We start from the raw sequence: 24,212 nt of genomic DNA on the forward strand, positions 1-24,212 counted from the left end.
AATTACTTATATTTATCCTTACGGATTTTTTGTTCCAAGTAATCCATGACAGCAATCGCTTTAGCTTTAGTTCCTGCAATGGATGGAGAAGTTACATAGCGTCCCTGCATCACAATCGTTGGCACGCCATCAATGCGATAAGCATCAGCCATCTGTCTTGCGGCGCGCGCCTTAGATATAACGGCAAACGAACGATAAGTGGCCAAGAAAGTATTGCGATCGATGCCTTGGGATGCAACCCAATCTGCAATCTCATTTTCTGTCATGAGACGCTTGTTTTCCTTATGCATGGCATACATGACTTTTTCATTCATCGCCTCACCCTTGCCCATAGACTCTAGGGCATAGAATAACTGGCTGTGCGGCATAAAGTCATCACGAAAAGCCACAGGTACTTTACGGAAAGTGACATCTTTTGCTTGGCGCTTAAGCCAAGCATTGAGCTCTGGTTCAAAGTCATAACAATGGGGGCAACCGTACCAAAAAAACTCAATGACCTCGACCTTGCCTTTGGATTCTACTGGCTGAGGAGTAGGCAAAATACGATAATCAAACCCCTCTTCAATCTTAAGGCTTTGCGCATTTGCAAAACCTGAGAGAGAAATTGTGAAGCCGAGAATGGCGACAGATAAAAGGATTCGTTTAGATTTAGACAATGTCATCATGATTTACCAGATTTAATAACGCTCGGTTTGATACCCATGCTATTCAGTTTATCTCGCACGGGATTAGTCTCTTCAACACTGTTGTACGGGCCAACGCGCACACGCCAAAGTGTATTACCTTCACTGCTAATTTCACTTAATTGAGACTGAATACCCTGAATAGCCAAACTGGCTTTTTGCGCATCTGCATCAGCTCGCTTATTAAAGGCACCCACTTGTAAGAAATAAATTGTGTCCAATTTTGCAGCTGGTGCCGGGGTAGATTCTGCTGGCTTCTTGCCATTAGCTAAATCAGCAATCGGGTCGGATGCACTTGTGGCAGGTGTTGCTGACTTTCCTTGTAAGGGCTTGTTCAAGTCCAAGGCTTCTATTGGAGCAGCCTCCTCACCTTCGACGGGCGCTGGTCCTGGCTTAATTGTTAAAGGTAGATTAGGGGCTCTTACCCCTGGCCGCTCTTGAGGCGTGTTTTTAGAAAGATAAAAGGCAATAATAAAAGCAGCGCCTAAACCGACACCAAGCCCTAGAATAAACCCAAGAATAGTGCCGCCATACTCTGAGCCTGAAGACGGCTTCTTTCGAGCAAGGCTAGTATGTTGATTTGTTTTATTCGTCATGTCCACATCCTTCTTTTTACTTCTTAAGTGCTAGCAAGTATTACAGCTTACATCTTAGCGGGTGCCGAAACACCTAATACCTTTAGTCCATTTTCAAGAACTTGACGGGTTGCTGAGAGCAATGCTAGACGAGCCAGCCTCAATGCAGGGTCATCCACTAAAACGCGGTCCGCGTTATAAAAAGCATGGAAGTCTCCCGCTAAATCACGCAAGTAGAAAGCTAAAGCATGTGGCGCTAAGTCTGCAGCTGCATCAGTCAGCATTTCAGGGTATTCAGCTAAGCGACGCAATAGATGATCTGAGGCCTTGCTTTGCAGCAAAGAAAGATCTACATCCCTCAGGTCAGACGTCTGTCCACCCCATTGAGTTAGGATTGAGCAAATGCGTGCATGGGCATATTGCACATAGAACACTGGGTTCTCATCATTTTGCTGTAACGCTAAGTCAATATCAAAGACAAATTCCGTATCGGCTTTGCGTGAGATCAGAAAGAAGCGTACTGCATCACGTCCACGCTGTAACGCAAGCTCACGCTCATCTGCAGTCATCTCCGGAGTAACACCGCCAGACCATTCAACTAAGTCACGCACCGTCACATAGGAGCCTGCACGTTTAGAAATTTTTACTTCTTCACCATGGCGCATCACTGTTACCATCTTGTGCAATACATAGTCGGGGTAGGTTTTTGGAATATCCCAACCGCGCTTCTGAGCCACGCCCTGTAATCCTGAGCGCACACGGGCGATCGTGCCATGGTGATCGCTACCCTGGACGTTAATTACTTTTGCAAAGCCACGATTCCATTTACTGGTGTGATATGCGACATCAGGCACAAAATAGGTAAAGCTACCATCAGACTTACGCATGACGCGATCTTTATCGTCACCATCATCAGTCGTCTTTAACCATAGCGCGCCCTCAGATTCATAGGTCTTACCAATGCTCTGCAGCTCCTCAACAATCTTGTCAACACTACCATCGGTATACAAAGAAGATTCTAGGTAATAGCAATCAAACTTCACGCCAAATGTTTTTAAATCAATATCTTGTTCATTGCGCAAATATGCCACAGCAAATTGACGAATGGCTTCAAGATCATCCTTATATTCAGATGAAGCCTTAAAAGCAGTTGCAATCTCCGCAATGTATTCACCGTTATAAGCGCTCTCTGGCCAAGCGGTATCCCCCGGTTTAAGACCATTTAATCGAGCCTGAACGGAGAGCGCCAAATTGGCGATCTGCACACCTGCATCGTTGTAATAAAACTCGCGGTGTACCTTGATACCCTGAGTTGCCAATAAGTTTGCTAGGGCATCTCCAAGGGCAGCTTGACGACCATGGCCAACGTGTAGGGGGCCAGTTGGATTAGCAGACACAAACTCAATCATGGCGCTAGAGACTGGAGCCACCTCTGGGGCTAGCTGACCAAACTGGGATCTTGCCGTGAGAACTTCTTGCACCACCGTAGTTTTAGCGGCATTACTCAGGCGAAAGTTAATAAATCCAGGGCCCGCGATTTCGCAAGAAGCGATGAGGTCGCCATAGCCGGGTTGCTGCCCTAAACGCTCAACCAATGCTTGCGCCAATTCCCTGGGATTTAGTTTCCAAGCCTTAGAAAGCTGGAGGGCGATATTGCAAGCGACATCACCATGGTCCACCGCCTTCGGGCGCTCCAAGCGTGGCGTGGGGGCCTCACCAAAACCACGCTCCTGAGCCAGTCCTTGCAGGGCTGCACTCAGCATTTGAATTAAACGATTTTTATTAGTTAACAACATAGATTAGTGAGTTTATCAGGTGGTAAGCTATTGAAATGATCTATCAATTTCGCTCCAAAGCGGGTCCTGACGTCATCATGCTAGCTGATCTGACCCAGCGAATCTTTGAAATTTTGGGCCGTTCATTAGAGCCCAGAGGGATTATGACGGTTGAGCAACTACCAACCCTAATCATTGCCCTAGAGACCGCCATTCTCAAAGATTTGGAAGATCGGGCTAAAAGCAATACAGCCGATCAAGAAAATATTGAGAAACCAAAGCTTGCCGATCGGCTAGGCCAACGTGCCTACCCCTTCCTAGAGCTCATGAAACAGGCTAAAGCAAAAGGTGAGCCGGTGATGTGGGGTGTGTAAACGCCACATCCACTCCACCCCGCCCAAACCCAATTTAGTCTATTGAGCTTGCCAATTGGCGACGGATATCTTCAACAGGCTCATTACGGCGCTTAGCAAGATCTTCAATTTGGTCGGTCGACAACTTACCCACATTGAAATAACGCGCATCTGGATGCGCCAAATAAAAACCGCTGACACTGGAAGCCGGATTCATAGCCATAGATTCAGTCAGGGTCATGCCAATATCTTCTGAACCAATTACGCGCAGCAAATCCTTTTTGACTTCATGCGCAGGACAAGCTGGATATCCGGGTGCTGGGCGAATCCCGCGATATTCCTCATTAATCATTTGATCATTAGTCAAAATCTCATCAGTCGCATAACCCCATAGATCAGTACGAACACGATGGTGCATTAATTCTGCAAATGCTTCTGCCAAACGATCGGCTAAGGACTGCAGCATGATTGCGCTGTAGTCATCATGCTTTGCATGAAACTCAGCTACTTTTTTCTCTACACCATGACCAGTCGTAACAGCAAAACAACCTAGATAATCAGAAACACGCGAATCTTTTGGCGCTACATAATCTGCCAAGCAACGATTAGGTCGGCGAACACCATCAACTATCGGACGCTCAGCCTGCTGACGTAAGTTATGCCAAACAAACAATGGATGCTCGCGAGATTCATCGCTGTACAAGACGATGTCATCGCCTACGGTATTGGCTGGATAGAACGCCACCACAGCATCAGCCTGTAACCATTGGCCTTTAATTAATTTATCTAATAGCGCTTGGGCATCTTCAAATACTTTGCGAGCCTCAACGCCAACGATTTCATCATCTAGGATTGCTGGAAACTTGCCAGCCAAATCCCAGGTCTGGAAGAACGGCGTCCAGTCGATATATTTAGCAATATCACTTAGAGAGAAATTCTTAAAAACACGGCGCCCAATAAACTTCGGCTTCTCAGGCACATAACTAGCCCAATCAATTAGCTCGCGATTCTTGCGTGCTGCTTCTAAAGAGATCGTTGGCGATGCTTTCTTGTTGGCATGTTGCTCACGAATACGTACATAGTCATCGCGCAGATCTTGAATAAATTTCTTAGCACTCTCATCCGAAAGCAGGCTCGCTGCCACCGACACAGAACGAGATGCATCAGGTACATAGACTACAGGACCATCGTAGTGTGGAGCAATCTTGACCGCAGTATGCACACGAGAGGTGGTTGCGCCACCAATCATGAGCGGAATTTGGCGTTCACGGAAATAATCATCACGCTGCATCTCTTGAGCAACGTAAGTCATCTCTTCTAAGGATGGAGTGATTAGGCCGGATAAGCCAACAATATCGGCTTTTTCTTCTTTGGCGCGTTTTAGGATTTCTGCACAAGGCACCATCACACCCATATTGGCAACTTCAAAGTTATTACATTGCAGTACTACCGTCACAATGTTTTTGCCAATATCGTGCACATCACCTTTAACAGTCGCCATCACAATCTTGCCCTTAGCCTTGGCTTCGCCACCAGAGGCAATATGCAAGCGTTTTTCTTCTTCAATGTAAGGGATCAAAATCGCAACTGCTTGCTTCATCACCCGCGCACTCTTAACCACTTGAGGCAAGAACATCTTACCGGCACCAAACAAATCGCCAACAACGTTCATGCCGTCCATTAAGGGGCCTTCAATAACCTCAATCGGACGCCCACCAGCACCCATAATTTGTGCGCGTAACTCTTCAGTATCTTCTTCAATAAAGGTAGTGATTCCATGTACCAAAGCATGGGTTAAGCGCTCACGCACCTGGGCTTCACGCCATACTAAGTTCTCAACTTGCTTTGCGCCACCGCCCTTAAATTGGTCGGCAATATCGAGTAAGCGCTCAGTTGGGGTCTTGCCATCTTTTTCTTTAAAGCGGTTAAGCACTACATCTTCAACGCGCTCGCGCAATTCAGGATCTAGGTCTGCATAGACGCCGAGCTGCCCTGCATTGACGATACCCATATCCATACCCGCCTGAATAGCGTGATACAAGAACACCGTATGAATAGCTTCTCGAACACGATCATTACCGCGGAAAGAGAAGCTGACATTCGAGACACCGCCACTGACTTTCGCGCCCGGCAGATTCTCTTTAATCCAGCGGGTTGCGTTAATAAAATCTACCGCATAGTTGTCATGCTCTTCAATACCAGTCGCAATTGCAAAGATATTGGGGTCAAAAATAATATCTTCTGCAGGAAAGCCAATCTCGTTAACTAGTATTTGATAGCAGCGCTGGCAGATTTCTGTCTTACGCTTAAAGGTATCTGCTTGACCTACTTCGTCAAATGCCATCACCACAGATGCTGCACCATAACGACGAATCAAACGTGCCTGTTTTCTAAAAGACTCCTCACCCTCTTTGAGTGAAATCGAGTTAACAATCGGCTTGCCTTGAATACATTTCAGCCCTGCCTCAATGACACTCCATTTTGAGGAGTCAATCATGATCGGTACACGGGCAATGTCTGGTTCGGAAGCAATTAAATTTAAGAAGCGCGTCATCGCCGCCTCAGAATCTAACATTGCCTCATCCATATTGATGTCAATGACTTGGGCGCCGTTCTCAACTTGCTGCCTCGCAACTACTAGCGCCTCATCAAATTGATTATTCAAAATCATGCGGGCAAATGCTTTAGAGCCAGTAACGTTAGTACGCTCACCAATATTCACAAAGCCGACAGCAGCTGTGATATTAAAAGGCTCTAAACCCGAAAGCTTCATCGGCGGCATTACTTTTCCAACCTTACTCATGCTAATACCCCTTCGCTCTCGCGATAGAAGGCGCGTGGCTTGCGCTTAGCGACCGCATTAGCAATTGCACGAATATGATCTGGCGTAGTTCCACAGCAGCCACCTACTAGATTGACTAAACCGTCTTTTGCAAAACCATCAACCAAGCTAGAAGTAATGTCCGGAGTTTCATCAAAGCCCGTATCACTCATGGGGTTGGGTAGACCGGCATTGGGATAGCAAGATACTGCAACGTCACAGATACGGGATAGCTCAGCAATATAAGGACGCATCAGCGCGGCACCTAAGGCGCAGTTCAAGCCAAAAGTTAGCGGCTTAATATGACGTAGGCTATTCCAAAATGCCTCTACTGTTTGACCGGACAAAATACGGCCAGAGGCATCAGTCACGGTACCTGAAATCATTACCGGTAAAAGTACGCCTGTTTCCTCAAAAAATTCATCCAGCGCAAATAATGCAGCTTTGGCATTGAGGGTATCAAAAACAGTTTCCACTAAAAATAAATCAACACCACCATCAAAAAGGCCCTCAATCTGTTCGCGATAAGATGCTCGCAATACATCAAACGTCACATTGCGGGCGCCTGGGTCATTAACATCCGGTGAAATGCTCGCCGTCTTTGGAGTCGGTCCAATTGCACCAGCTGCAAAACGGGGTTTTTCAGGTGTAGAGTATTTTTCACAGGCGGCACGCGCCAATTGAGCGGAGATGACATTCATCTCACGCGCCAATCCGGCCATTTTGTAATCTTCTTGCGCTACAGAAGTGGCACCGAAAGTATTGGTTTCAATAATGTCTGCGCCCGCGTCCAAATACTGCTCATGAATCTTGCTAATGATTTGGGGCTGTGTCAAAACCAGCAGTTCGTTATTGCCTTTGATATCGCCAGGATGAGATTCAAAACGATTGTTCGCAGGCAAGCCACGGTAATCCGCTTCATTGAGCTTATATTGCTGAATCATGGTGCCCATGGCGCCATCCAAAATCAGAATGCGTTGCTTGAGCAGCTCAGGAAGTGCCTGACCACGGGTGTAAGGCTGGGATAAACCATTAGATTGCATTGCGTAACCGGGATTAATCTCTAGAATCCTCTATTGTATTGGCAATAAGCCACTTTTATCTGACCCGGAGCCCCCTATGTTTGGAACTATCCCTGAATTCAATCAAAGCCTTGAAATGATGAAAACCATGTGGGGTCAAGGCGCGGCTGGGCAGACCCCAGGCCAATTTCCTTTTACTGCAGATGCCTCCAAAGCTGCAGGGGGTTTCGGCGCGGCATTTCCAGGCTTGGATACGGATGAGCTTGAAAAGCGTATCAAAGACCTCAAAAGCGTTGAAAACTGGCTTAATCTCAACCTCAATATCCTGAAGTCCACTATTCAGGGGTTAGAAGTACAGCATGCCACCATGATGGCGCTCAAATCTTTTGGTGATGCCGTTTCAGCCAGCGCGGCCTCTGCCACCAGTGGATCTCCTGCGGATTCTGGAGCAAAGGCTTCTAAACCACGCAAAACCGCAACACGCCGTCGTCGCAAAGCTGGCGACTCAACCTACCTCGACGAAGTAGGTAATTCAAATGAGCAATAGCCTCACCCATGGCGAAGGTCATTTGGTGAATATCTAATTCACGTCTAAATAAAACCGGCACTATCTCGCGAGCAGTTGCCGGTTTTTTACATGCCCCAAGGGTTTCGGCTAAGCGATCATCATGATGTGCTTTTAACTGATCAATTCGCAGCTTCATTCCTGTGAAAGGCTTGCCATGTGATGGCAGCACAAGAGCATCATCAGGCAAGGGTAGATATCGATCTAAAGAGCTTAGATATAAGCCCAAGGGATCTGCATCTGGATCTGCATCGTAGACGCTGACATTGGTGGAGATGCGCGGTAACAACATGTCCCCAGAAATCAATACGCCTAAATCTTTACAAAATAGTGAGGCATGTTCTGGCGCATGACCAAACCCCATAATCACTTGCCACTCATGTCCGCCAATCAAAATCAACTCGCTATCGATGATGCGACGATATTGCCGTGGCACACCTGGAACCATATTGCTGTAGTAGTTGGAGCGCGCCCGAATTTTTTCTAGGTCCTCTGGGGTATTTAAACCATGCTTTTGAAAGTGATCCGCAGAACCACCTCCACCAGCTCGCGCACCAACTGCAGCACCGCCCTCTTTATGACTCAACCATTGCGCAGTTAAATAATCCGTCATCGAAATCCAGAGTGGTGCATGCCATTTTTCACAGAGCCATTGGGAGAGCCCAACGTGGTCTGGATGCATATGGGTGACGATCACCCTCAACACAGGCAAACCATCGAGTTGAGTAGCAAAGATCTGATTCCAGGCCGCTTTTGTCTCTTCATTGGCAATGCCACAATCAATAATGGTCCAACCTTGAACACCCTCAAGCTCATCACGCAGTAGCCATAGATTAATGTGGTCCAGTGCGAATGGTAAGCGCATCCGCAACCAACGTACACCTGGCGCAATCTCTATTGAACTGCCTACTTCCGGCAAAGCATCGGCTAAGGGATAATGAATAGAACTAAGATCGCTGGATTGGTTTTTGGTATTCATCTATTTCTATTCTAGGTTTACTTTGACAACAGTTCCATCGCCTTGCATTAATTGGTGCGACATCAATCCTGAAAATGGTTTTTGCCGCGGCTGCTATCGTACGCTTTCTGAGATTGCAGACTGGTCTGAACTTTCTGACGCTGACAAGCTTGAGGTTTGGGAAAAGCTAGAAATACGCAAACCTCAAACATCACAGTAAATATTATTTAAACTTATTTATTTACATCCACAATTAAACGACCACGCACCTTTCCAGCCATCAACTCATCAGCGTACTTGAGAGAATCTTCTAGACTAATTTCATGAGAGATCTCTTCTAAAGTTTTGAGATCAACTAGCTTACTTAATTGCTCATAGGCGGCAATACGTTTTGCTTTTGGCACTGTCACGCTATTGATGCCATACAAAGTCACGCCGCGCAAAATGAATGGTGCAACAGTTGATGGAAAATCCATTCCCTGAGCAAGGCCACAGGCGGCAACTGCACCATCACTTTTAGTTTGCGCGCAGGCATTAGCTAGAGTATGACTACCAACGCTATCCACTACAGCTGCCCAGCGCTCTTTAGCCAAAGGCTTACCAGGGGTCGACAGTGCAGCACGATCAATCACTTCGCTAGCGCCTAATTTTTTCAAATAATCAGCTTCAGAGATACGTCCAGTGCTAGCCACAACGGTAAAGCCTAGATTGCTCAAAAGGGTGATGGCGAAACTACCCACTCCGCCAGCAGCACCAGTCACTAATACCTCACCATCACTCGGCTTCAAGCCATGTTTTTGTAAGGCCATGACACACAACATGGCTGTGTAGCCGGCAGTACCAATAGCTAGAGCCTGCTTAGCGCTAAAGCCTTTTGGCAAGGGAATCAGCCACTCAGCCTTGACTCGCGCCTGCTGAGCCAAACCACCCCAATGGCCCTCACCAACACCCCAACCATTAAGCAATACCATATCGCCAACCTTAAATTCTGGGCTAGCACTCTCTAAGACTTCTCCTGCAAAATCAATCCCGGGAACCATGGGGAAGCTACGCACCACCGGGCCCTTGCCAGTAATCGCCAAGCCATCTTTGTAGTTCAGAGTGGAATAGTGCACCTTAACTCTGACATCTCCCTCAGGCAAACTAGCCTCATCGACCTGAGAAAGCACAGCCCTATACCCTTGATCATCTTTGTTTACCAAAATAGCTTTAAACATGTCTTTTCCTTTTAAATCCATTGCATTCTCCACAGCAATTACGTAATAGGTTTATCCTAATGAGCATTGCTGATTATGGAGGTTTCCATGAAAAAAATTCTACTATCAACTACGATTTCTGGCTTAATGCTGCTTGGCTGCTCTTCCAGCCAAATTAACATGTCTATGGGTAATATGCGCCTAATAAGCTCTAGCGCAGCACCACAAGATGTGATGAATTTTGCCAATACAGCCTGTAAGAATGATTTCTACGAAGGGGCAAGCTTCCTTTCTAAGGCTGGTAAAGAATATCGCTTTAAATGCGTTAAAGCCGAAGAGAATGAGGTCTTAACCCCAATTCCAGGAACAACTATCTCAACTGCTGCGCCTGCACCGACAGCAGCAAAGTAAGTCGTTAAACCAGCAAATCAATATGACTCCATTTACCCCACAGGAGCTCCGCAAAGGCTTCTCTTCTTTTGCAACTGGGGTCACAGTAATTACCTGCCAAGACGCCGACCGGAATGCCCATGGCATCACCATCAGCTCCTTTAATACTGTTTCTCTTGAACCCCCACTCATTTTATGGAGCCTCAAGAAGCATTCACGCCTGATGCCCTATTTTGAAGTCGGGCACAAGCAGCTCATTCATGTGCTTGAACGTTCCCAAGAGTCGATGGCCATGCACTTTGCCACCGTCAAAGAAAATCAGTTCATTAACATTCCGCATCGGATTGCAGCTAGCGGACTCATCCAAATTGAAGGCTGCTGCGCTTATTTTGAGTGCGAGACCGTATCTGTCCATACCGGCGGCGATCATCATATTATTGTTGCTAAAGTGTTAAATCTGCAGCACGCCCCAGATAGTCAGCCACTCATATTTGCTCACAGCAAATTTATGGGTTTAGATTTTTAACTTTAAATAACCAAAATAGGAATTCTTATGATGCGCTTATGGGGGAGAAAAAGTTCTATCAACGTACAAAAGGTGCTGTGGTGCCTTGCAGAACTTGGGCTGGAGGAAGGTAAAGATTTTGAGCGAATTGATGCAGGCCTCCATTTTGGGAAAAATCGAACTCCTGAATTTTTAGCGCTCAATCCCAATGGCCTGGTTCCGACATTAGAAGATGGAAACCTTGTTCTATGGGAATCGAATACCATCCTGCGCTATCTTCGTAGCCAGTACGATCAGTCAAAACGCTTTCCAACTGACATCGCTACTCAATATCAGTCAGAAAAATGGATGGATTGGCAGGTAGGAACCATGTGGCCAAGCTTGCGTTCGGCATTTATGGGGCTAACTCGAACGCCTGAAGGTGAGCGCAATTACGAGGCAATTCGAAAGTCATATCAAGATACCAATGCACTACTCACATTACTAGATCAGCAATTGATAAATCAGCATTATTGCTCGGGGGGCTCCTTCAATATTGGAGATATTCCACTAGCACTCTGTGTAAGTAGATGGATTTTGCTTAATCAGACTTTTCCAGATCAAACTGGGCCACGTCCTGCATTAAAAAATATTGAGGCCTGGATGCATCGCATTGAAACAGGAACCAAATTCAGCATGGTTGCAGAAAAAGAACTTAATATCATGAAGTAAGCTAAACCTCTGGCAATGAAGCTGAAAAGGGTGAACTATGTTCACCCTTTTTCTTTGGTGCTATACAGAATAAATTACTGTTGCTTAAATTTTTTCTGATGATGATCTGCGCCAATAAATAAATACATGGCCGGCACTACGAAGAGCGTAAACAGTGTGCCAATTGATAAGCCAGTAAAGATCACAATACCCATAGACTGGCGGCCTGCAGCACCAGCGCCAGAGGCAATCACTAGTGGCACTACGCCCAATACCATTGCTGCAGTCGTCATCAAAATAGGACGTAAACGCACGCTACTAGCTTCTACGATGGCATCTAGCTTACTGCGACCAGCTTCTTGTAGCTCATTGGCAAATTCCACAATCAAAATTCCGTGCTTACTAATCAAGCCCATTAGCGTGACCAAGCCAACCTGGGTATATACATTCAAAGTCGTGAATCCGAGATTAATAAAGATGAGAGCACCAAATAAAGCAAGTGGCACTGAAACTAAAATAACGATTGGATCGCGGAAACTTTCAAACTGAGCCGCTAATACCAAGAACACAATCAAGATCGCAAAAAACATCGTCACCAAGAAACCCCCGGACTCCGCCATAAACTGACGTGATGGACCAGCGTAATCCATGGTGTAACCATTGGGCGCAACTTCTTTTAAAGTTTCACGCATGAACTCAAGCAAATCAGCCTGAGAAATAAATGGAGTACTGACACCAAAAATCGTTGCAGAGTTCAGTTGCTGAAAGTGATTAATCGATTGTGGAACTACTTTTTGCTTAATCGTCGCAATGGTGCGCGCCTGAATCATCTGTCCACTAGGAGTACGGATGTAGTAATCAAGAATTTGATCTGGATTGAGACGATCCACTTGCTTTACTTGCGGGATAACACGATAGGAGCGACCAGCGACAGAGAAGTAATTGACATAGCCACCACCCAGAGCGGCCGATAGTGCGCTACCCACTTGCTGCTGAGTCATACCTAGTGCAGCCACTTTTTCACGATCAATCTCTAAAACATCTTGTGGCTTGTCAATCTTCAAATCTGAGTCTACGAAAAAGAAATTTCCGCTACGACGGGCTTTATCTAAAACTGCTTGTGCTACCTCATTTAGTAGCTCGTAAGACTCGGTAGTATTGATCACCACCTGAACAGGCAGGCCCTGAGCGCCTGGCAAAGCTGGAAACTGAAAGGCCGCCACTCGAACACCGGCAATCGTATTCCACTTATTCTGCATATCCTCTTGAAACTTTGTAGCATTGCGACTGCGTTGATCCCAGTCTTTAAGTAATACGCCACCAAAGCTACTAGTTGGACTAGTAATTTGGAACATCTGCTCATACTCAGGCTCTACTGCTGATATTTGATAAATCTGATCAGCGTAAGTTTGCATTTGATTGACTGTGCTGTTGGGCGGACCCGAAGCCTGCATCAATACAATACCCTGATCTTCTGTTGGCGCTAATTCAGCACGAGCAGTGGCGTAGAGGTAAGCCACTCCACCCAGCAAAATGACGCCCATCACAATAATGACTTGCCAGGTGCTTAAGAGCTCACGTAATGTAGCTTGGTAACTGTGGTGAACTTTTTCAAAAATGTGATCAATCTTTTGCACAAAAGAAGAGGTTTCTTGTTCTTCCGTAAAGATACGGGAACACATCATCGGAGAAAGCGTCAAGGCAATTAATCCGGACACCGCCACTGCACTTGCCAAGGTAAAAGCGAACTCTGTAAAGAGTGCACCCGTTAATCCCCCCTGGAAGCCAATTGGTATATACACCGCAATCAAGACAATCGTCATAGCCAAGATAGGGCCGCCTAACTCACGCGCAGCAATTAAAGAAGCCTCAAGCGGAGACTTACCTTCTTTCATGTGGCGGTCAACGTTCTCAACCACGATAATGGCATCATCGACTACCAATCCAATCGCCAACACCAAGGCAAGTAGTGTCAGCAAGTTAATCGAGTAGCCTAAGATCTGCATTAAAAAGAATGTGCCAATTAAGGAGAGTGGCATCGCAATCACTGGTACGGCAACCGCACGTGCACTACCCAAGAAGAGATAAATCACCACCGTCACAATTAACAGAGCCTCTAATAAGGTAGCTACCACTTCATCAATCGAGGTGGTGATGAATTTAGTAGAGTCATAAACCACCTTACCCGACATACCAGTCGGTAACTGCTTCTGAATATCAGGGACTGCAGCACGAACACGTGCTGCTACATCGAGTAAGTTCGCTTGCGGTGCCACCTTGATAGCAATGAAAACAGATCTCTTACCGCTAAATGCGACGTTGGTGTTGTAGTCCTCGGAGCCCATACTCACTGTCGCTACCTGATCAAGATACACAATATTGATGCCATCTTTTTTGATAACCAACTTGCGGAACTCGTCAAGCGTATGAAGATCGGTGCCTGCCACCAAGTCTACGGCAACCATATCTCCTTTAGTGCTACCGACTGCCGATAGGTAGTTATTGGCTGCCATGGCGTTATACACATCATCAGCACCTACGCCAAGGCCAGCCATCTTCTCGCGATCAAGCCAAGCACGGAGTGCAAACTTTCTACCGCCAGTGATTTCCGCATTCTGAACGCCATCGATAGAGTCTAGCTTTGGCTTTACCACCCGCAATAAATAATCCGTAATGGCATTATTTGGAATCTCATCGCTATAAAAGCCCATGTACATTGCTGCAGTCGACTGACCAATTTGCACAGTTAATACAGGCTGCTGAGCCTGTGGTGGGAGTTGATTCTTGACCGAGCTAATTTGAGTCTGGATCTGTGTCAATGCTGCGTTGGAATCGTAGTTGAGCTTCAGAGTTGCAGTAATTGTTGAGAGGCCACTCACACTCATAGAAGATAAGTAGTCGATACCTTGAGACTGAGCAATTGCCGTTTCTAAGGGCTGCGTAATAAATCCTGCAATCGTCTCAGGATCGGCGCCATAGTAGGCAGTGGTAATCGTAACGATTGCATTTTGGGTTTGTGGGTATTGGTTGACTGGCAAAGAACCAGCCGCCTTCAAACCAAACACCAAGACAAGCGCACTTACCACCAGCGAGAGCACTGGTCTACGAATAAATATGTCAGTCCAATTCATCTAGGACTTATTCCTGTGGCTGTGGGTTTGGTGAATTAGCCGGCAACACCTTGTTATTCACAATCAGCGGTGTTCCGTTCTTCAGCTTGAGTTGACCACTAGTAACCACTGTGGCACCCTCATCCACCCCCTTAAGAATCGCCACTTGATCACCACGTGTTGGCCCCGTAGTCACAAAGACTTGTTGAGCCTCAAGCTCAGGCTTGCCCTGTTTATCCTTTTTACCGGTCGGCTTGGCAATAAAGACTGTTGAGCCATATGGGTTATAAGTCACAGCGGTTTGTGGCAAAGTGAGCATCTTCATCTCATCACCCAATTTAATATTCACATTGGCGAACATGCCCGGCAAAATCTTTTTATCTGGATTTGCTAGCTGGGCTTCAATCTGAATATTGCGCGTATTGGTATCGACTTTCGGGCTCACAGCAGTGATCTTGCCAGTAAAACTTGAGCCCTTAAATGCATCAGTCGTCACTACAATTTCTTGTCCAACCTGAATTTGTTCGGCATTACTTTGAGGGAGATTGAAATCCACAAAAATAGGATCTAAAGTTTGCAAAGTAAGCAACTTATCGCCTGGGTTAACAAATTGGCCAGGGTTAATCATCACGATACCAACACGACCGCTGAATGGGGCTTTTAGATTCTTTTTAGCCACCAAGGCAGTTTGCTGCTCTACCTGGGCCTGCTTAGACTTCGCATCAGCTTTACTAGTGTCAAATACGTTCTTACTAATCGCCTGAATCTCTAGCTGCTGCATATCGCGCTCGTTAATTACTTTGGCTAAATCTGCTAATGCTTTTAAAGAATTTAATTGAGCAACATCCGAAATATCATTCAATTTAATGAGTAGGTCGCCCTCTTTCACATCCATGCCAGATTTAATGGGAACATTTTGCACAAGGCCACCAATTTCAGTGCTGAGCTCAACGCCTCTGAATGCACGAACATTACCAACACTAGATAGCTTTGGTTGCCATGCTGTAGTCTCTACAACCATAGTAGAGACTGTTGCAGGCGGCAAACCCATGCTTGCAATAAAGTATTTAATCATGAATGTCTTGAGTTGATTAAATCCAAAGATCAAACCAAGCAATAAAAATACACCGCACAACATAATGGTCATACGTCGACCCAAAGGAGTCATAGACTGTAGCTTAGCGTTGACTTTACTGCGCTTAAAGCGTTCGCATAAACCAATCCATAAACCTTTTATCTTGTCCCAAAGGCTAATCAGCTTCTGACGAAGACTCCACTCTTGCGCCTTCGTCAGCATCCAAGCCCATAAGGCAGTTACGACGGCAGTCACTTTGGTTTTAATTGTTTCCAGAAGTTTCATTTTGATCTTTGTTCGCTATGGCTTTTGGTTGAAAGGCCGGGCCGGTTCGATTCCACCAACCACCACCTAGTGCTGCAAATAAGGCTGCTGTGTCAGAGAACCGGGTCGCTTGGGCAGATACCGATTTGACCTTAGCAATTTGATATTGATTTTGATAATAGAGAACAGCAAGGTAGCTAGCAGTGCCTAGCTTGTATTGCTGTTGGACTAGATCCAAAGTTTCATACGCATAACGCTCTGCGTCTGATGCTGACTTCAATGCTTGCGCTCCAGTCTCCAGGGCACGCAAAGAATCTGCAACCTCTTGGAATGCTTTAAGTACAGTTGCTTGATATTGATAAACTGCTTGTTCATAATTGGCCATGGCACCTCGGCGTTGAGCCAATAGTTGACCGCCCTGAAAGAGTGGCTGAAAGATGCCGCCAGCAATAGACCATAGCGTAGCATTCGGTCCGAAAAGAGCTGCACTTGTTAATGCTGCAGAGCCAATGGCGCCAGTAATATTAAATTGAGGTAATAAATTGGCGGTAGCGACGCCAACTAGGGCATTGGTAGCCTTAAGTTGTGCCTCTGCTGCGCGCACATCCGGACGCTGGCGCACCAAGCTCGATGGCACAGAGAGCGGAAGCTTTTCTGGCAAATGCAAAGACTTTAAGTCAAACTTCGTAATATTGGCATTGCTAGGTAAGTCACCAACCAATACCGCTAACTGATTGCGCGCAAACGAAAGATTTCTATCATAAGTAAACAGATCGAATTGTGAGTTAGATACTAGAGTTCTTTGCGATGTCACATCAACCCGAGAAACTGTGCCAATCTCCAATTGCTTTTCTGTTACCTCAGCTAAATTCGTTTGCGCCTTCAGTATTTCTTCAGTAGCTTGCATTTGCGCACGAAGCGCTGCTTCACGAACAGCACCGGTAACAATATTCGCTGTCAAGGAAAGGTACGCGCCTTCTAACTGAAACTGCGCAATCTCCGCTTGCGCTCTCGCGCCTTCAACCGCACGGCGTGCACCGCCAAATACATCAAGCTTATAAGTAACGTTTACAGATGCGTTATAGAGATTGTAGGTATCGGAGCCATAGGGCAAACCATAAATAGCGGAGGGTTGTAACTGCCGTGCTACGCCGCCATTTAAACCAATAGCCGGGAAATACTGTCCGCCAATTTGTGCGCTGACATTTTCTTGACTCGCACGAAGGGCTGCATCTGCTGCGCCTAAATTCGGACTTTGCTGTAGGGCTTTCTTAATGAGAGCATCTAACTCGGGAGATTTAAATAGTGCCCACCACTGCGCCTCAATCTCAGCACCCTCAATAAACTCTTGACCGGTTCCACCAGGCACTCCAGGTGCAGTAGCTAAGCTCTGAGAAAGAGTAGTTTCGGTATACCTAGATGTGTTTGGAGCATCGGGTTGCTTAAAGTCTGGGCCTACTGCGCACGCAGAAAGTAGCCCCGCAGAAGCAAGCGGAAGCAAGCGGAAAACAGAGAAACCTTTTGACCCAAACATGAACGGTGAAAAATATCCTTTTCTTCAGCTGCTATTAGAACACACCTTTTCTACTGATTTCGTGTAACACATTGATTTAATTGGTTATTTTTTGTGCACAGCCAGGCAAAGAAGTCAAATAGAATTTTGAAGGCTTTGATTTTTATTGGGAAATTCTTCCGAAAGAGCCGCCATTGAAATCCTGTATTGCCTGAGAAATCTCTTCCTTAGAGTTCATAACAAATGGGCCATATCCAACAATTGGCTCATCAATGGGCTCGCCGCTCAGCAGCAAAGCAATAGAGTCTTCCAACACATTCACCTGAATATCCTGCCCTTGATTAGTAAATACCAGCATCTGAGCATCTTTAGCCACTACGCCATTGCCCGCTTCAACTGCACCCTTAAGAACGACTAGGGATGCATTCCAACCTTCGGGCACAGGAATGCTCATTGAACCCTGATTCAACTTCAGATCAACCACATTCATAGGAGTGAAGGTATGAGCAGGGCCTTGCTGACCATTCAACTTCCCAGCAATGATACGAGCTTGTCCTGCGCCATTATGTAAATCAATTACAGGAATTTGTTTATCCAAAATCGCTTGATAGCCTGGCTTAGTCATTTTGAGATTTGCTGGCAGATTGACCCATAACTGCACCATATTCAGAGTGCCGCCATTTTTTGCAAATTTTTCAGAATGAAACTCTTCATGCAATATGCCAGAACCCGCAGTCATCCACTGTACGTCTCCAGGGCCAATCACACCGCCCTGACCTGTGGAATCCCTATGTGCAACTTCACCTTCATAGACGATGGTGACCGCTTCAAAACCACGATGGGGGTGTGAGCCTACACCCTTACGCTCAGTTGTTGATGGAAACTCTGCTGGACCTGCGTAGTCCAACATCAAGAATGGACTCATTTGCTTTCCTAGATCCTGATAGAAGAACAAGGTGCGCACAGGAAAGCCATCGCCAACCCAGTGACCTTGATCATTACCCTGTAAACCAATGAGTTTTTTCATAGCCCTCTTATCTTTTCCAATCTGTACTGCCGATTTAATTACTCGACCGTGACGTCCAAGTTCTGAACGGGGGTCACTAGTTACTTCTTTCTAAACTCTTTATGACACGCATTACAGCTATCTCTTGCCTGCTCAAACGCAACTTTGAGCTTTTTTTGATCTTTAAGTTCTGCGACCTTTACTAGGTTTGTGGTTTTTGCTTCTAAATCTTTCGCCATCTTCTTAAATTGGTCTTCCTCTAGACAAATATATGCGTATATACGTATTTATAGAAACCTTACTTTCTTTGATTAAGTTTTCCTGAGCTCCATATGCCCAGTTGCCGTTGAGCTTCAGCAGTAATGCCATCAATAGAATCTTGAGGTAATTGCTTGAGGCATTCAGCCAACGCTTCGGGACTGAGTTTTTCCATAGGCTTACTTTTCTTAATTTCTTGCGCCGACTTTCCATCCCAAGCAAATGGATTGCCAGACGCAGGTGTATCGGGAAGGCAATCATCTCTATAGACTGGCGCATCATTTATAGCAAATGGCGTAAATGAAATGGTTCTTTCAAAGATGAGTGATTTGCCTGTTGGCGTGGGTGGCAAAGCAGGCATAGACTTCATTGCCCTTCTAGCCAATTGCTCCGCTTTATCAGAAGTTTTCCAAAGCGTTTCGACCTTGACAAGGGTTCCATTTGGAGCAATTTCGATCCTGAATCGAACCTGCCCTTGATCGGGTCCCTCCGTAGCAGTTCCCATCATACTTCGCACTTGCTGACCGAAAGAGTGGCGATATCCTTTGCTATTTTTTAGTGTGTACTTAGAAGCGAAAGCCCACTCTTCCGCAGTTGGGGCTGAGGGCGCAGCTAATGATGCTGATTGTTTATCGCTACTGAGACTGGGATTTAAATCGCTAATTTTCTGAGCAATAGGATCTTCTAGGCGAACCTGAATAATCTCTGGATTTACATCTTTGGGTTTAGCAAAGATAAAGCCTTCATAGGTAGCCCACCACAGAATGAGTCCAAGATGAACGGCAATTGATAGCCAGAGCGCAAAAAGGAGTCTGGGGGGCTTTTTTTTCATCAACTTAGGAGCTTATCCGATACAAGCTCCAATTGGAACTATCCAACCACCCTCAACCTAGTAATCCTATATTTTGGGGGAGTATTTAATCGATCATCCCTGATCTTGCGTTTTTTGTAGATCGAGAACACGCTTTCAGGACTCAAATCGAATCCTCTGGGAGAGCGATAGCCTTTTTGAGTAAGAGCCTCTGAGATCCCTTTAAAGGTCATCTTTTCTTGATCTCTCATCTGAATAATGCTATCTGAAAGTACTTTTTGATAGTCAGAGTAAGCCCCAATCATCAGCGCTCCGGTTCTGATGATTACTTCAAATTTGACAGCAAAGCCTTGAAGCTCTACTACCCCCTTTGGGATCACTCGACCGTAACGCTCTTTGCAAGGTTACGGGGCTTATCGACATCGGTGCCCAGAGCACAGGCTGTGTGATACGCCAAGAGTTGGAGCGGAACTACATGCAAGATTGGTGACAGATTGCCGTAGTGTTCAGGCAAACGAATCACATTAATGCCTTCACTACTAGTGATCTCGCTATCTTGATCGGCAAAAACGTAAAGCTTTCCACCGCGAGCTTTGACTTCCTGCATATTGGATTTGAGCTTTTCCAGCAAATCATCTTTGGGAGCCACAGTTACTACCGGCATCTTCTCAGTAACTAGTGCGAGCGGGCCATGCTTTAACTCGCCTGCTGGGTAGGCTTCAGCATGAATATACGAAATCTCTTTTAACTTAAGTGCGCCTTCAAGCGCTATTGGGTAATGCAAGCCACGCCCAAGGAATAAAGCGTTTTCACATTTAGCAAATGCAGCACTCCAGGCAATGATTTGTGGCTCAAGTGCCAACACGGCATGCAAAGCTTTAGGCAAATGACGCAAATCACGCAAGAGCTCTTTCTCTCGCTCGGGACTTACTTTTCCCGCACGCTTAGCTAATGAAACAGCCAATAGATAAAGCGCAACTAATTGAGTTGTAAATGCTTTGGTCGAAGCTACACCAATCTCAGTACCAGCTTTGGTTAAGAAATTCCAATTAGTTTCACGAACCATGGCACTGGAGGTCACGTTACAAATCGCAAGCGTGTATTGATGGCCTAGAGCTTGCGCATGACGTAATGCCGCTAAAGTGTCAGCAGTCTCACCAGACTGAGAAACCACCACAATTAATGTATTCGGATTGGGGACAGTTGTGCGATAGCGATATTCACTAGCAATCTCAACCTGAGTGGGGATGCCAGCCAAATCTTCTAACCAATATTTAGCAACACAGGCAGAGTAATAGCTAGTACCGCAAGCCAAGATCAAAATTTGATCAAACTTTTTCCACTGTTGAGGGTCAGCATTAAAGAGTTCTGGTCCAAAGCTGGCAATGTTGGCAAGCGTATCACCAATTGCTCTGGGTTGCTCAAAAATCTCTTTTTGCATGTAGTGCTGATAAGGTCCCAGATCTACTGAGTCAGCCTGAGCAGGCATGACCTTTTGCTCTCGCTGCACCGTCTTGCCTATCTGATCAATGATCTCAACACTCTCTGCCTTAAGAACAGCAATATCGCCCTCTTCTAAATACATCATGGAGTGCGCTCGGCCAGCAAGGGCAAGTGCATCAGAGGCGAGGAAGTTTTCATTTTCACCAAGAGCAACAACCAAAGGAGATCCAACGCGCGCACCCACTAAAACATCTGGACGATCTTGTGCAATCACACCGATCGCGTAAGCACCGTGAAGTCGGGGTAACACAGAACGGACTGAAGTGACTAAATCTACTTGCCTGCTGGATACATAAGCTTGATGAATTAAATGCGCAATCACCTCAGTATCTGTTTCCGAGGTAAATACATAACCTGCTGATTTCAGCTCAGTACGCAGTAATTCGTAGTTTTCAATAATGCCGTTATGAACAACAGCAATTAGTCCGCCTGAAATATGCGGATGTGCATTTTGCGTATCTGGCTTGCCATGAGTTGCCCAGCGAGTGTGAGCAATACCTAGGGTGCCATGAAATTCTTTACCCTGCTCTGCCAACTCAGAAACACGAGCAGTAGTGCGTGCACGATCAATCGGATGATTGGCATCATCACCATTAATTACGGCAAAACCACAAGAATCATAGCCGCGGTATTCAAGACGGCGTAAGCCTTCAATTAACACTTCGACAATATTATTACGCGATGCTGCGCCAACAATTCCGCACATTATTTTTTAGCCTTAACGGATTTTTTTACAGCTACTGTCTTTCCCGGGGCAATCTTTTCCTTCTTTACCGGGCGCTGCCACTGTAAAGAAATTTGCTTAGCTCTAGAGACGGTGAGCTGATTCGGCGGGGCATCTTTAGTCAACGTAGTTCCTGCACCTAAGGTGGCACCTCGACCAACTCGTACCGGGGCAACTAACTGAGTATCAGAGCCAATGAATACATCATCTTCAATAATCGTTTGGTGTTTGTTAACACCATCGTAGTTACAAGTAATCGTACCTGCACCAATATTGACTCTAGATCCCACAATCGAGTCACCTACATAGGCCAAGTGATTAGCTTTGCTATTAGCGGCGATCTTACTATTCTTCACTTCGACAAAGTTGCCAATATGCACATCGTTAGACAAATCCGCACCTGGACGCAAACGAGCATAAGGTCCAATCAGTGAACTGGCGCCAACTTTTGCGCCGTCTAAATGGCTGTATGGGTGAATAGTGACATTCTTTCCAATCACGCTATTACGAATAATGCAGTACGGACCCACTTTTGTACCTGCAGCTAAAGTTACGCAACCCTCGAATACACATCCGACATCAATAAAGACATCTGTGCCGCACTCTAGAGTTCCACGTATATCAATCCGCGCCGGATCAGCCAAAGAAACACCAGCATTCATTAGTGCATTTGCTTGATTGAGTTGATGTGTTCGCTCTAGTACAGCCAACTGATCGCGACTATTAACACCAACGGTTTCATATTCAGCATCTGCTTGTGCAGTACGAATAGGTACGCCATCTTTGACTGCCATGGCAATCACATCAGTCAAATAGTATTCACCTTGGGCATTACTAGCACGCAAAGACTTTAACCATTTTTTAAGTGAATTCGTTGGCAGCACCATGATGCCGGTATTAATTTCTTGAATACGCTTTTGCTCAGGCGAAGCATCTTTTTCTTCAATAATCTCTTGTACTGACCCATCAACATCTCGCACGATACGGCCGTAGCCAGTTGGATTGCTAAGGTTTTGAGTTAAAAGTGCTAATGCAGAATCTTGGCCACGCACACCATCAGCCAATTTAGCCAATTTAGAAAGCGTTTTCTTGCTAGTAAGCGGGACATCGCCATACAAAACCAAAGTTGGTTCATTCACATCCAGCTTGGGGAGAGCCTGCAATAAAGCGTGACCCGTTCCCTTTTGCTCAGCCTGCAATGCTGTGCCCACTCTCCCGAAGCGAGAATCCTGCTCGCTGGCGATTTGAAGAAATTCCTTAACATCAGCAGCGCCATGCCCAACAACGACGATGGGGCCAGTTCTAGTGCTATTACCCTGTAGGTCTAAAGCCGTATTCAAAACATGCTGGAGAAGTGGTTTCCCGGCCAAGGTTTGAAGAACCTTGGGTAAGGCGGACTTCATCCGCTTTCCTTGCCCGGCAGCCAAAATAACGATATTCATAGCAATGAATTATAAATTGCCTTATTTACATTTCCCATAACTATTAATGGGTGAATGGGCCAGCAACTGGCTTTAGTAAAGTCCCGCAAGCCAATTCATCAACTTCCGTCTCATCAATTGCCTTATCACCAGCAGATCTGGCAGCAATGCCAGACAGCTCCGTAGCAATCTCTAAATTTTTGAAATCAAAGGCCTCATCATCCATTAAATGCGATGGCACGATGTGGTGCATTGAGCGAAAGAGATTCTCGACGCGGCCAGGGTGCTTTTTCTCCCACTCACGCAACATGTCTTTCATGACACCACGCTGCAGATTGGGCTGGCTACCACAGAGATTGCACGGAATAATCGGGAAATTCATGTCTACTGCATAACGCTCAAGCAACTTCTCAGGAACATATGCGAGAGGGCGAATCACAATATGCTTGCCATCATCAGATCGTAGCTTTGGCGGCATACCTTTGAGCTTGCCAGCAAAGAACATATTCAGCATTAGCGTTTCCAAAATATCATCGCGATGATGACCCAAGGCAATCTTAGTGGCACCCAACTCATCTGCTACACGATACAAAATGCCACGACGTAATCGAGAGCAAAGTCCACAGGTAGTTTTACCTTCTGGAATTACACGCTTGACAATGCTATAGGTATCTTGATTCTCAATGTGATACTCAACACCCAAAGCCTTTAAATAGTTCGGTAGAATTTCCGCCGGAAATCCCGGCTGTTTTTGATCTAAGTTAACAGCAACAATTTCAAAATCAATTGGAGCGCGCTCGCGCAATTTCAGAAGAATATCAAGCATGGCATAGCTATCTTTGCCGCCCGATAAACAAACCATCACTTTGTCGCCATCTTCGATCATGCCAAAGTCACCAATTGCCTGGCCAACTAAACGGCATAGCTTTTTCTCAAGCTTATTTTCTTCGAAGACAACTTTACGGGTATCACTCATGGCCACTAAATTCTTTTC

General features: G+C 45.9%; 22 protein-coding genes. 6 read left to right on the forward strand and 16 right to left on the reverse strand.

The genetic code is table 11. From position 1 onward, the window contains the following. Window positions 1-2 precede the first annotated feature (2 nt). Genes ICN43_RS00740 through argS form a run of 3 tightly spaced genes read right to left on the reverse strand, consistent with a single transcriptional unit; the run spans window position 3 to window position 3,054 of the window. Window positions 3-665, reverse strand: coding sequence for a thiol:disulfide interchange protein DsbA/DsbL (locus ICN43_RS00740; protein WP_255533369.1), 663 nt, complete (start codon window positions 663-665; stop codon window positions 3-5). Continuing rightward, window positions 662-1,279, reverse strand: a complete 618-nt coding sequence (locus tag ICN43_RS00745) for an SPOR domain-containing protein (protein WP_216196776.1) — start codon at window positions 1,277-1,279, stop codon at window positions 662-664. The genes ICN43_RS00740 and ICN43_RS00745 overlap by 4 nt, the downstream gene beginning before the upstream one ends. Before the next feature lie 47 nt (window positions 1,280-1,326). Beyond that, complete coding sequence (gene argS, locus ICN43_RS00750) at window positions 1,327-3,054, reverse strand: arginine--tRNA ligase (RefSeq protein ID WP_216196777.1); 1,728 nt, start codon at window positions 3,052-3,054, stop codon at window positions 1,327-1,329. Window positions 3,055-3,089: 35 nt separating this feature from the next. Between argS and ICN43_RS00755 the strand changes: the two genes are divergently transcribed. Next, window positions 3,090-3,407: a DUF1840 domain-containing protein gene (locus ICN43_RS00755; protein ID WP_216196778.1), complete on the forward strand. Its 318-nt coding sequence runs from the start codon at window positions 3,090-3,092 to the stop codon at window positions 3,405-3,407. A gap of 34 nt (window positions 3,408-3,441) precedes the next feature. Here ICN43_RS00755 and metH read toward each other — a convergent pair whose 3' ends face one another. Together metH and ICN43_RS00765 are read right to left on the reverse strand one after the other, a co-directional pair. Next, window positions 3,442-6,189 (reverse strand): methionine synthase, encoded by a 2,748-nt coding sequence (gene metH, locus ICN43_RS00760; RefSeq protein WP_216196779.1) that lies wholly within the window; start codon window positions 6,187-6,189, stop codon window positions 3,442-3,444. Beyond that, window positions 6,186-7,250, reverse strand: a complete 1,065-nt coding sequence (locus ICN43_RS00765) for a homocysteine S-methyltransferase family protein (RefSeq protein ID WP_216196780.1) — start codon at window positions 7,248-7,250, stop codon at window positions 6,186-6,188. Before ICN43_RS00765 ends, metH begins: the two co-directional genes overlap by 4 nt. Window positions 7,251-7,326: 76 nt before the next feature. Here ICN43_RS00765 and ICN43_RS00770 point away from each other — a divergent pair, with 76 nt between their 5' ends. Further along, window positions 7,327-7,776 (forward strand): PhaM family polyhydroxyalkanoate granule multifunctional regulatory protein, encoded by a 450-nt coding sequence (locus ICN43_RS00770; RefSeq protein ID WP_216196781.1) that lies wholly within the window; start codon window positions 7,327-7,329, stop codon window positions 7,774-7,776. On the opposite strand, the gene ICN43_RS00775 is transcribed toward ICN43_RS00770, so the two are convergent. Further along, on the reverse strand, window positions 7,688-8,773 hold the full coding sequence (locus ICN43_RS00775; RefSeq protein ID WP_216196782.1) for an MBL fold metallo-hydrolase: 1,086 nt from the start codon (window positions 8,771-8,773) through the stop codon (window positions 7,688-7,690). The genes ICN43_RS00770 and ICN43_RS00775 overlap by 89 nt on opposite strands. A gap of 22 nt (window positions 8,774-8,795) precedes the next feature. Here ICN43_RS00775 and ICN43_RS00780 point away from each other — a divergent pair, with 22 nt between their 5' ends. Beyond that, window positions 8,796-8,972, forward strand: a complete 177-nt coding sequence (locus tag ICN43_RS00780) for a DUF1289 domain-containing protein (RefSeq protein ID WP_216196783.1) — start codon at window positions 8,796-8,798, stop codon at window positions 8,970-8,972. Window positions 8,973-8,985: 13 nt separating this feature from the next. Here ICN43_RS00780 and ICN43_RS00785 read toward each other — a convergent pair whose 3' ends face one another. Then, window positions 8,986-9,969 (reverse strand): MDR family oxidoreductase, encoded by a 984-nt coding sequence (locus tag ICN43_RS00785; protein WP_216199785.1) that lies wholly within the window; start codon window positions 9,967-9,969, stop codon window positions 8,986-8,988. A gap of 87 nt (window positions 9,970-10,056) precedes the next feature. Here ICN43_RS00785 and ICN43_RS00790 point away from each other — a divergent pair, with 87 nt between their 5' ends. The 3 genes from ICN43_RS00790 to ICN43_RS00800 are packed head-to-tail and all read left to right on the forward strand — an operon-like array spanning window position 10,057 to window position 11,554. Then, window positions 10,057-10,359: a hypothetical protein gene (locus ICN43_RS00790; protein ID WP_216196784.1), complete on the forward strand. Its 303-nt coding sequence runs from the start codon at window positions 10,057-10,059 to the stop codon at window positions 10,357-10,359. 22 nt (window positions 10,360-10,381) lie between these two features. Continuing rightward, on the forward strand, window positions 10,382-10,864 hold the full coding sequence (locus ICN43_RS00795; RefSeq protein WP_216196785.1) for a flavin reductase family protein: 483 nt from the start codon (window positions 10,382-10,384) through the stop codon (window positions 10,862-10,864). A gap of 27 nt (window positions 10,865-10,891) precedes the next feature. Then, window positions 10,892-11,554, forward strand: coding sequence for a glutathione S-transferase family protein (locus ICN43_RS00800; RefSeq protein ID WP_255533371.1), 663 nt, complete (start codon window positions 10,892-10,894; stop codon window positions 11,552-11,554). 74 nt (window positions 11,555-11,628) lie between these two features. Here the strand turns inward: ICN43_RS00800 and ICN43_RS00805 are convergent, their stop codons facing one another. The 9 genes from ICN43_RS00805 to ttcA all read right to left on the reverse strand — a co-directional run bounded on the left by ICN43_RS00805 (window position 11,629) and on the right by ttcA (window position 24,194). Next, window positions 11,629-14,664 carry an efflux RND transporter permease subunit gene (locus ICN43_RS00805; RefSeq protein WP_216196786.1) on the reverse strand — a complete coding sequence of 1,012 codons (3,036 nt, stop codon included), beginning with the start codon at window positions 14,662-14,664 and terminating at the stop codon, window positions 11,629-11,631. Window positions 14,665-14,671: 7 nt separating this feature from the next. Next, a complete protein-coding gene (locus tag ICN43_RS00810; protein WP_370623136.1) occupies window positions 14,672-16,003 on the reverse strand; it encodes an efflux RND transporter periplasmic adaptor subunit in 1,332 nt (443 codons plus the stop codon). After that, the gene (locus ICN43_RS00815) at window positions 15,981-17,516 is read right to left on the reverse strand and encodes an efflux transporter outer membrane subunit (protein WP_216196787.1); all 1,536 of its coding nucleotides are present in this window, start codon (window positions 17,514-17,516) and stop codon (window positions 15,981-15,983) included. The genes ICN43_RS00810 and ICN43_RS00815 overlap by 23 nt, the downstream gene beginning before the upstream one ends. Window positions 17,517-17,658: 142 nt before the next feature. Further along, a complete protein-coding gene (locus ICN43_RS00820; RefSeq protein ID WP_216196788.1) occupies window positions 17,659-18,522 on the reverse strand; it encodes a pirin family protein in 864 nt (287 codons plus the stop codon). A gap of 80 nt (window positions 18,523-18,602) precedes the next feature. Continuing rightward, complete coding sequence (locus ICN43_RS11235; protein ID WP_370623187.1) at window positions 18,603-18,788, reverse strand: cytochrome c; 186 nt, start codon at window positions 18,786-18,788, stop codon at window positions 18,603-18,605. 11 nt (window positions 18,789-18,799) lie between these two features. Continuing rightward, window positions 18,800-19,591 (reverse strand): energy transducer TonB, encoded by a 792-nt coding sequence (locus ICN43_RS00830; protein ID WP_216196790.1) that lies wholly within the window; start codon window positions 19,589-19,591, stop codon window positions 18,800-18,802. A gap of 355 nt (window positions 19,592-19,946) precedes the next feature. Then, window positions 19,947-21,779, reverse strand: a complete 1,833-nt coding sequence (glmS, locus tag ICN43_RS00835) for a glutamine--fructose-6-phosphate transaminase (isomerizing) (protein WP_216196791.1) — start codon at window positions 21,777-21,779, stop codon at window positions 19,947-19,949. After that, window positions 21,779-23,239 carry a bifunctional UDP-N-acetylglucosamine diphosphorylase/glucosamine-1-phosphate N-acetyltransferase GlmU gene (glmU, locus tag ICN43_RS00840; protein ID WP_216196792.1) on the reverse strand — a complete coding sequence of 487 codons (1,461 nt, stop codon included), beginning with the start codon at window positions 23,237-23,239 and terminating at the stop codon, window positions 21,779-21,781. The genes glmS and glmU overlap by 1 nt, the downstream gene beginning before the upstream one ends. Window positions 23,240-23,282: 43 nt before the next feature. Beyond that, on the reverse strand, window positions 23,283-24,194 hold the full coding sequence (gene ttcA / locus ICN43_RS00845) for a tRNA 2-thiocytidine(32) synthetase TtcA (RefSeq protein ID WP_216196793.1): 912 nt from the start codon (window positions 24,192-24,194) through the stop codon (window positions 23,283-23,285). Window positions 24,195-24,212: the final 18 nt, after the last annotated feature.

The organism is Polynucleobacter sp. UK-Mo-2m-Kol15 (genome assembly GCF_018881505.1).
Taxonomy (GTDB): domain Bacteria; phylum Pseudomonadota; class Gammaproteobacteria; order Burkholderiales; family Burkholderiaceae; genus Polynucleobacter.

Excerpts from the sequence above, each read along its gene's own strand:
- ICN43_RS00800 (WP_255533371.1), top strand. The coding sequence starts at position 10,892 with ATGATGCGCTTATGGGGGAGAAAAAGTTCTATCAACGTACAAAAGGTG.
- ICN43_RS00815 (WP_216196787.1), bottom strand. The coding sequence starts at position 17,516 with ATGTTTGGGTCAAAAGGTTTCTCTGTTTTCCGCTTGCTTCCGCTTGCT.
- ICN43_RS00775 (WP_216196782.1), bottom strand. The coding sequence starts at position 8,773 with ATGAATACCAAAAACCAATCCAGCGATCTTAGTTCTATTCATTATCCC.
- ICN43_RS00810 (WP_370623136.1), bottom strand. The coding sequence starts at position 16,003 with ATGAAACTTCTGGAAACAATTAAAACCAAAGTGACTGCCGTCGTAACT.
- ICN43_RS00765 (WP_216196780.1), bottom strand. The coding sequence starts at position 7,250 with ATGCAATCTAATGGTTTATCCCAGCCTTACACCCGTGGTCAGGCACTT.
- ICN43_RS00795 (WP_216196785.1), top strand. The coding sequence starts at position 10,382 with ATGACTCCATTTACCCCACAGGAGCTCCGCAAAGGCTTCTCTTCTTTT.
- argS (WP_216196777.1), bottom strand. The coding sequence starts at position 3,054 with ATGTTGTTAACTAATAAAAATCGTTTAATTCAAATGCTGAGTGCAGCC.
- glmU (WP_216196792.1), bottom strand. The coding sequence starts at position 23,239 with ATGAATATCGTTATTTTGGCTGCCGGGCAAGGAAAGCGGATGAAGTCC.
- ICN43_RS00770 (WP_216196781.1), top strand. The coding sequence starts at position 7,327 with ATGTTTGGAACTATCCCTGAATTCAATCAAAGCCTTGAAATGATGAAA.
- ICN43_RS00785 (WP_216199785.1), bottom strand. The coding sequence starts at position 9,969 with ATGTTTAAAGCTATTTTGGTAAACAAAGATGATCAAGGGTATAGGGCT.
- glmS (WP_216196791.1), bottom strand. The coding sequence starts at position 21,779 with ATGTGCGGAATTGTTGGCGCAGCATCGCGTAATAATATTGTCGAAGTG.
- ICN43_RS00805 (WP_216196786.1), bottom strand. The coding sequence starts at position 14,664 with ATGAATTGGACTGACATATTTATTCGTAGACCAGTGCTCTCGCTGGTG.
- ICN43_RS00790 (WP_216196784.1), top strand. The coding sequence starts at position 10,057 with ATGAAAAAAATTCTACTATCAACTACGATTTCTGGCTTAATGCTGCTT.
- ICN43_RS00745 (WP_216196776.1), bottom strand. The coding sequence starts at position 1,279 with ATGACGAATAAAACAAATCAACATACTAGCCTTGCTCGAAAGAAGCCG.
- ICN43_RS00740 (WP_255533369.1), bottom strand. The coding sequence starts at position 665 with ATGATGACATTGTCTAAATCTAAACGAATCCTTTTATCTGTCGCCATT.
- ttcA (WP_216196793.1), bottom strand. The coding sequence starts at position 24,194 with ATGAGTGATACCCGTAAAGTTGTCTTCGAAGAAAATAAGCTTGAGAAA.
- ICN43_RS00820 (WP_216196788.1), bottom strand. The coding sequence starts at position 18,522 with ATGAAAAAACTCATTGGTTTACAGGGTAATGATCAAGGTCACTGGGTT.
- metH (WP_216196779.1), bottom strand. The coding sequence starts at position 6,189 with ATGAGTAAGGTTGGAAAAGTAATGCCGCCGATGAAGCTTTCGGGTTTA.
- ICN43_RS00830 (WP_216196790.1), bottom strand. The coding sequence starts at position 19,591 with ATGAAAAAAAAGCCCCCCAGACTCCTTTTTGCGCTCTGGCTATCAATT.
- ICN43_RS00755 (WP_216196778.1), top strand. The coding sequence starts at position 3,090 with ATGATCTATCAATTTCGCTCCAAAGCGGGTCCTGACGTCATCATGCTA.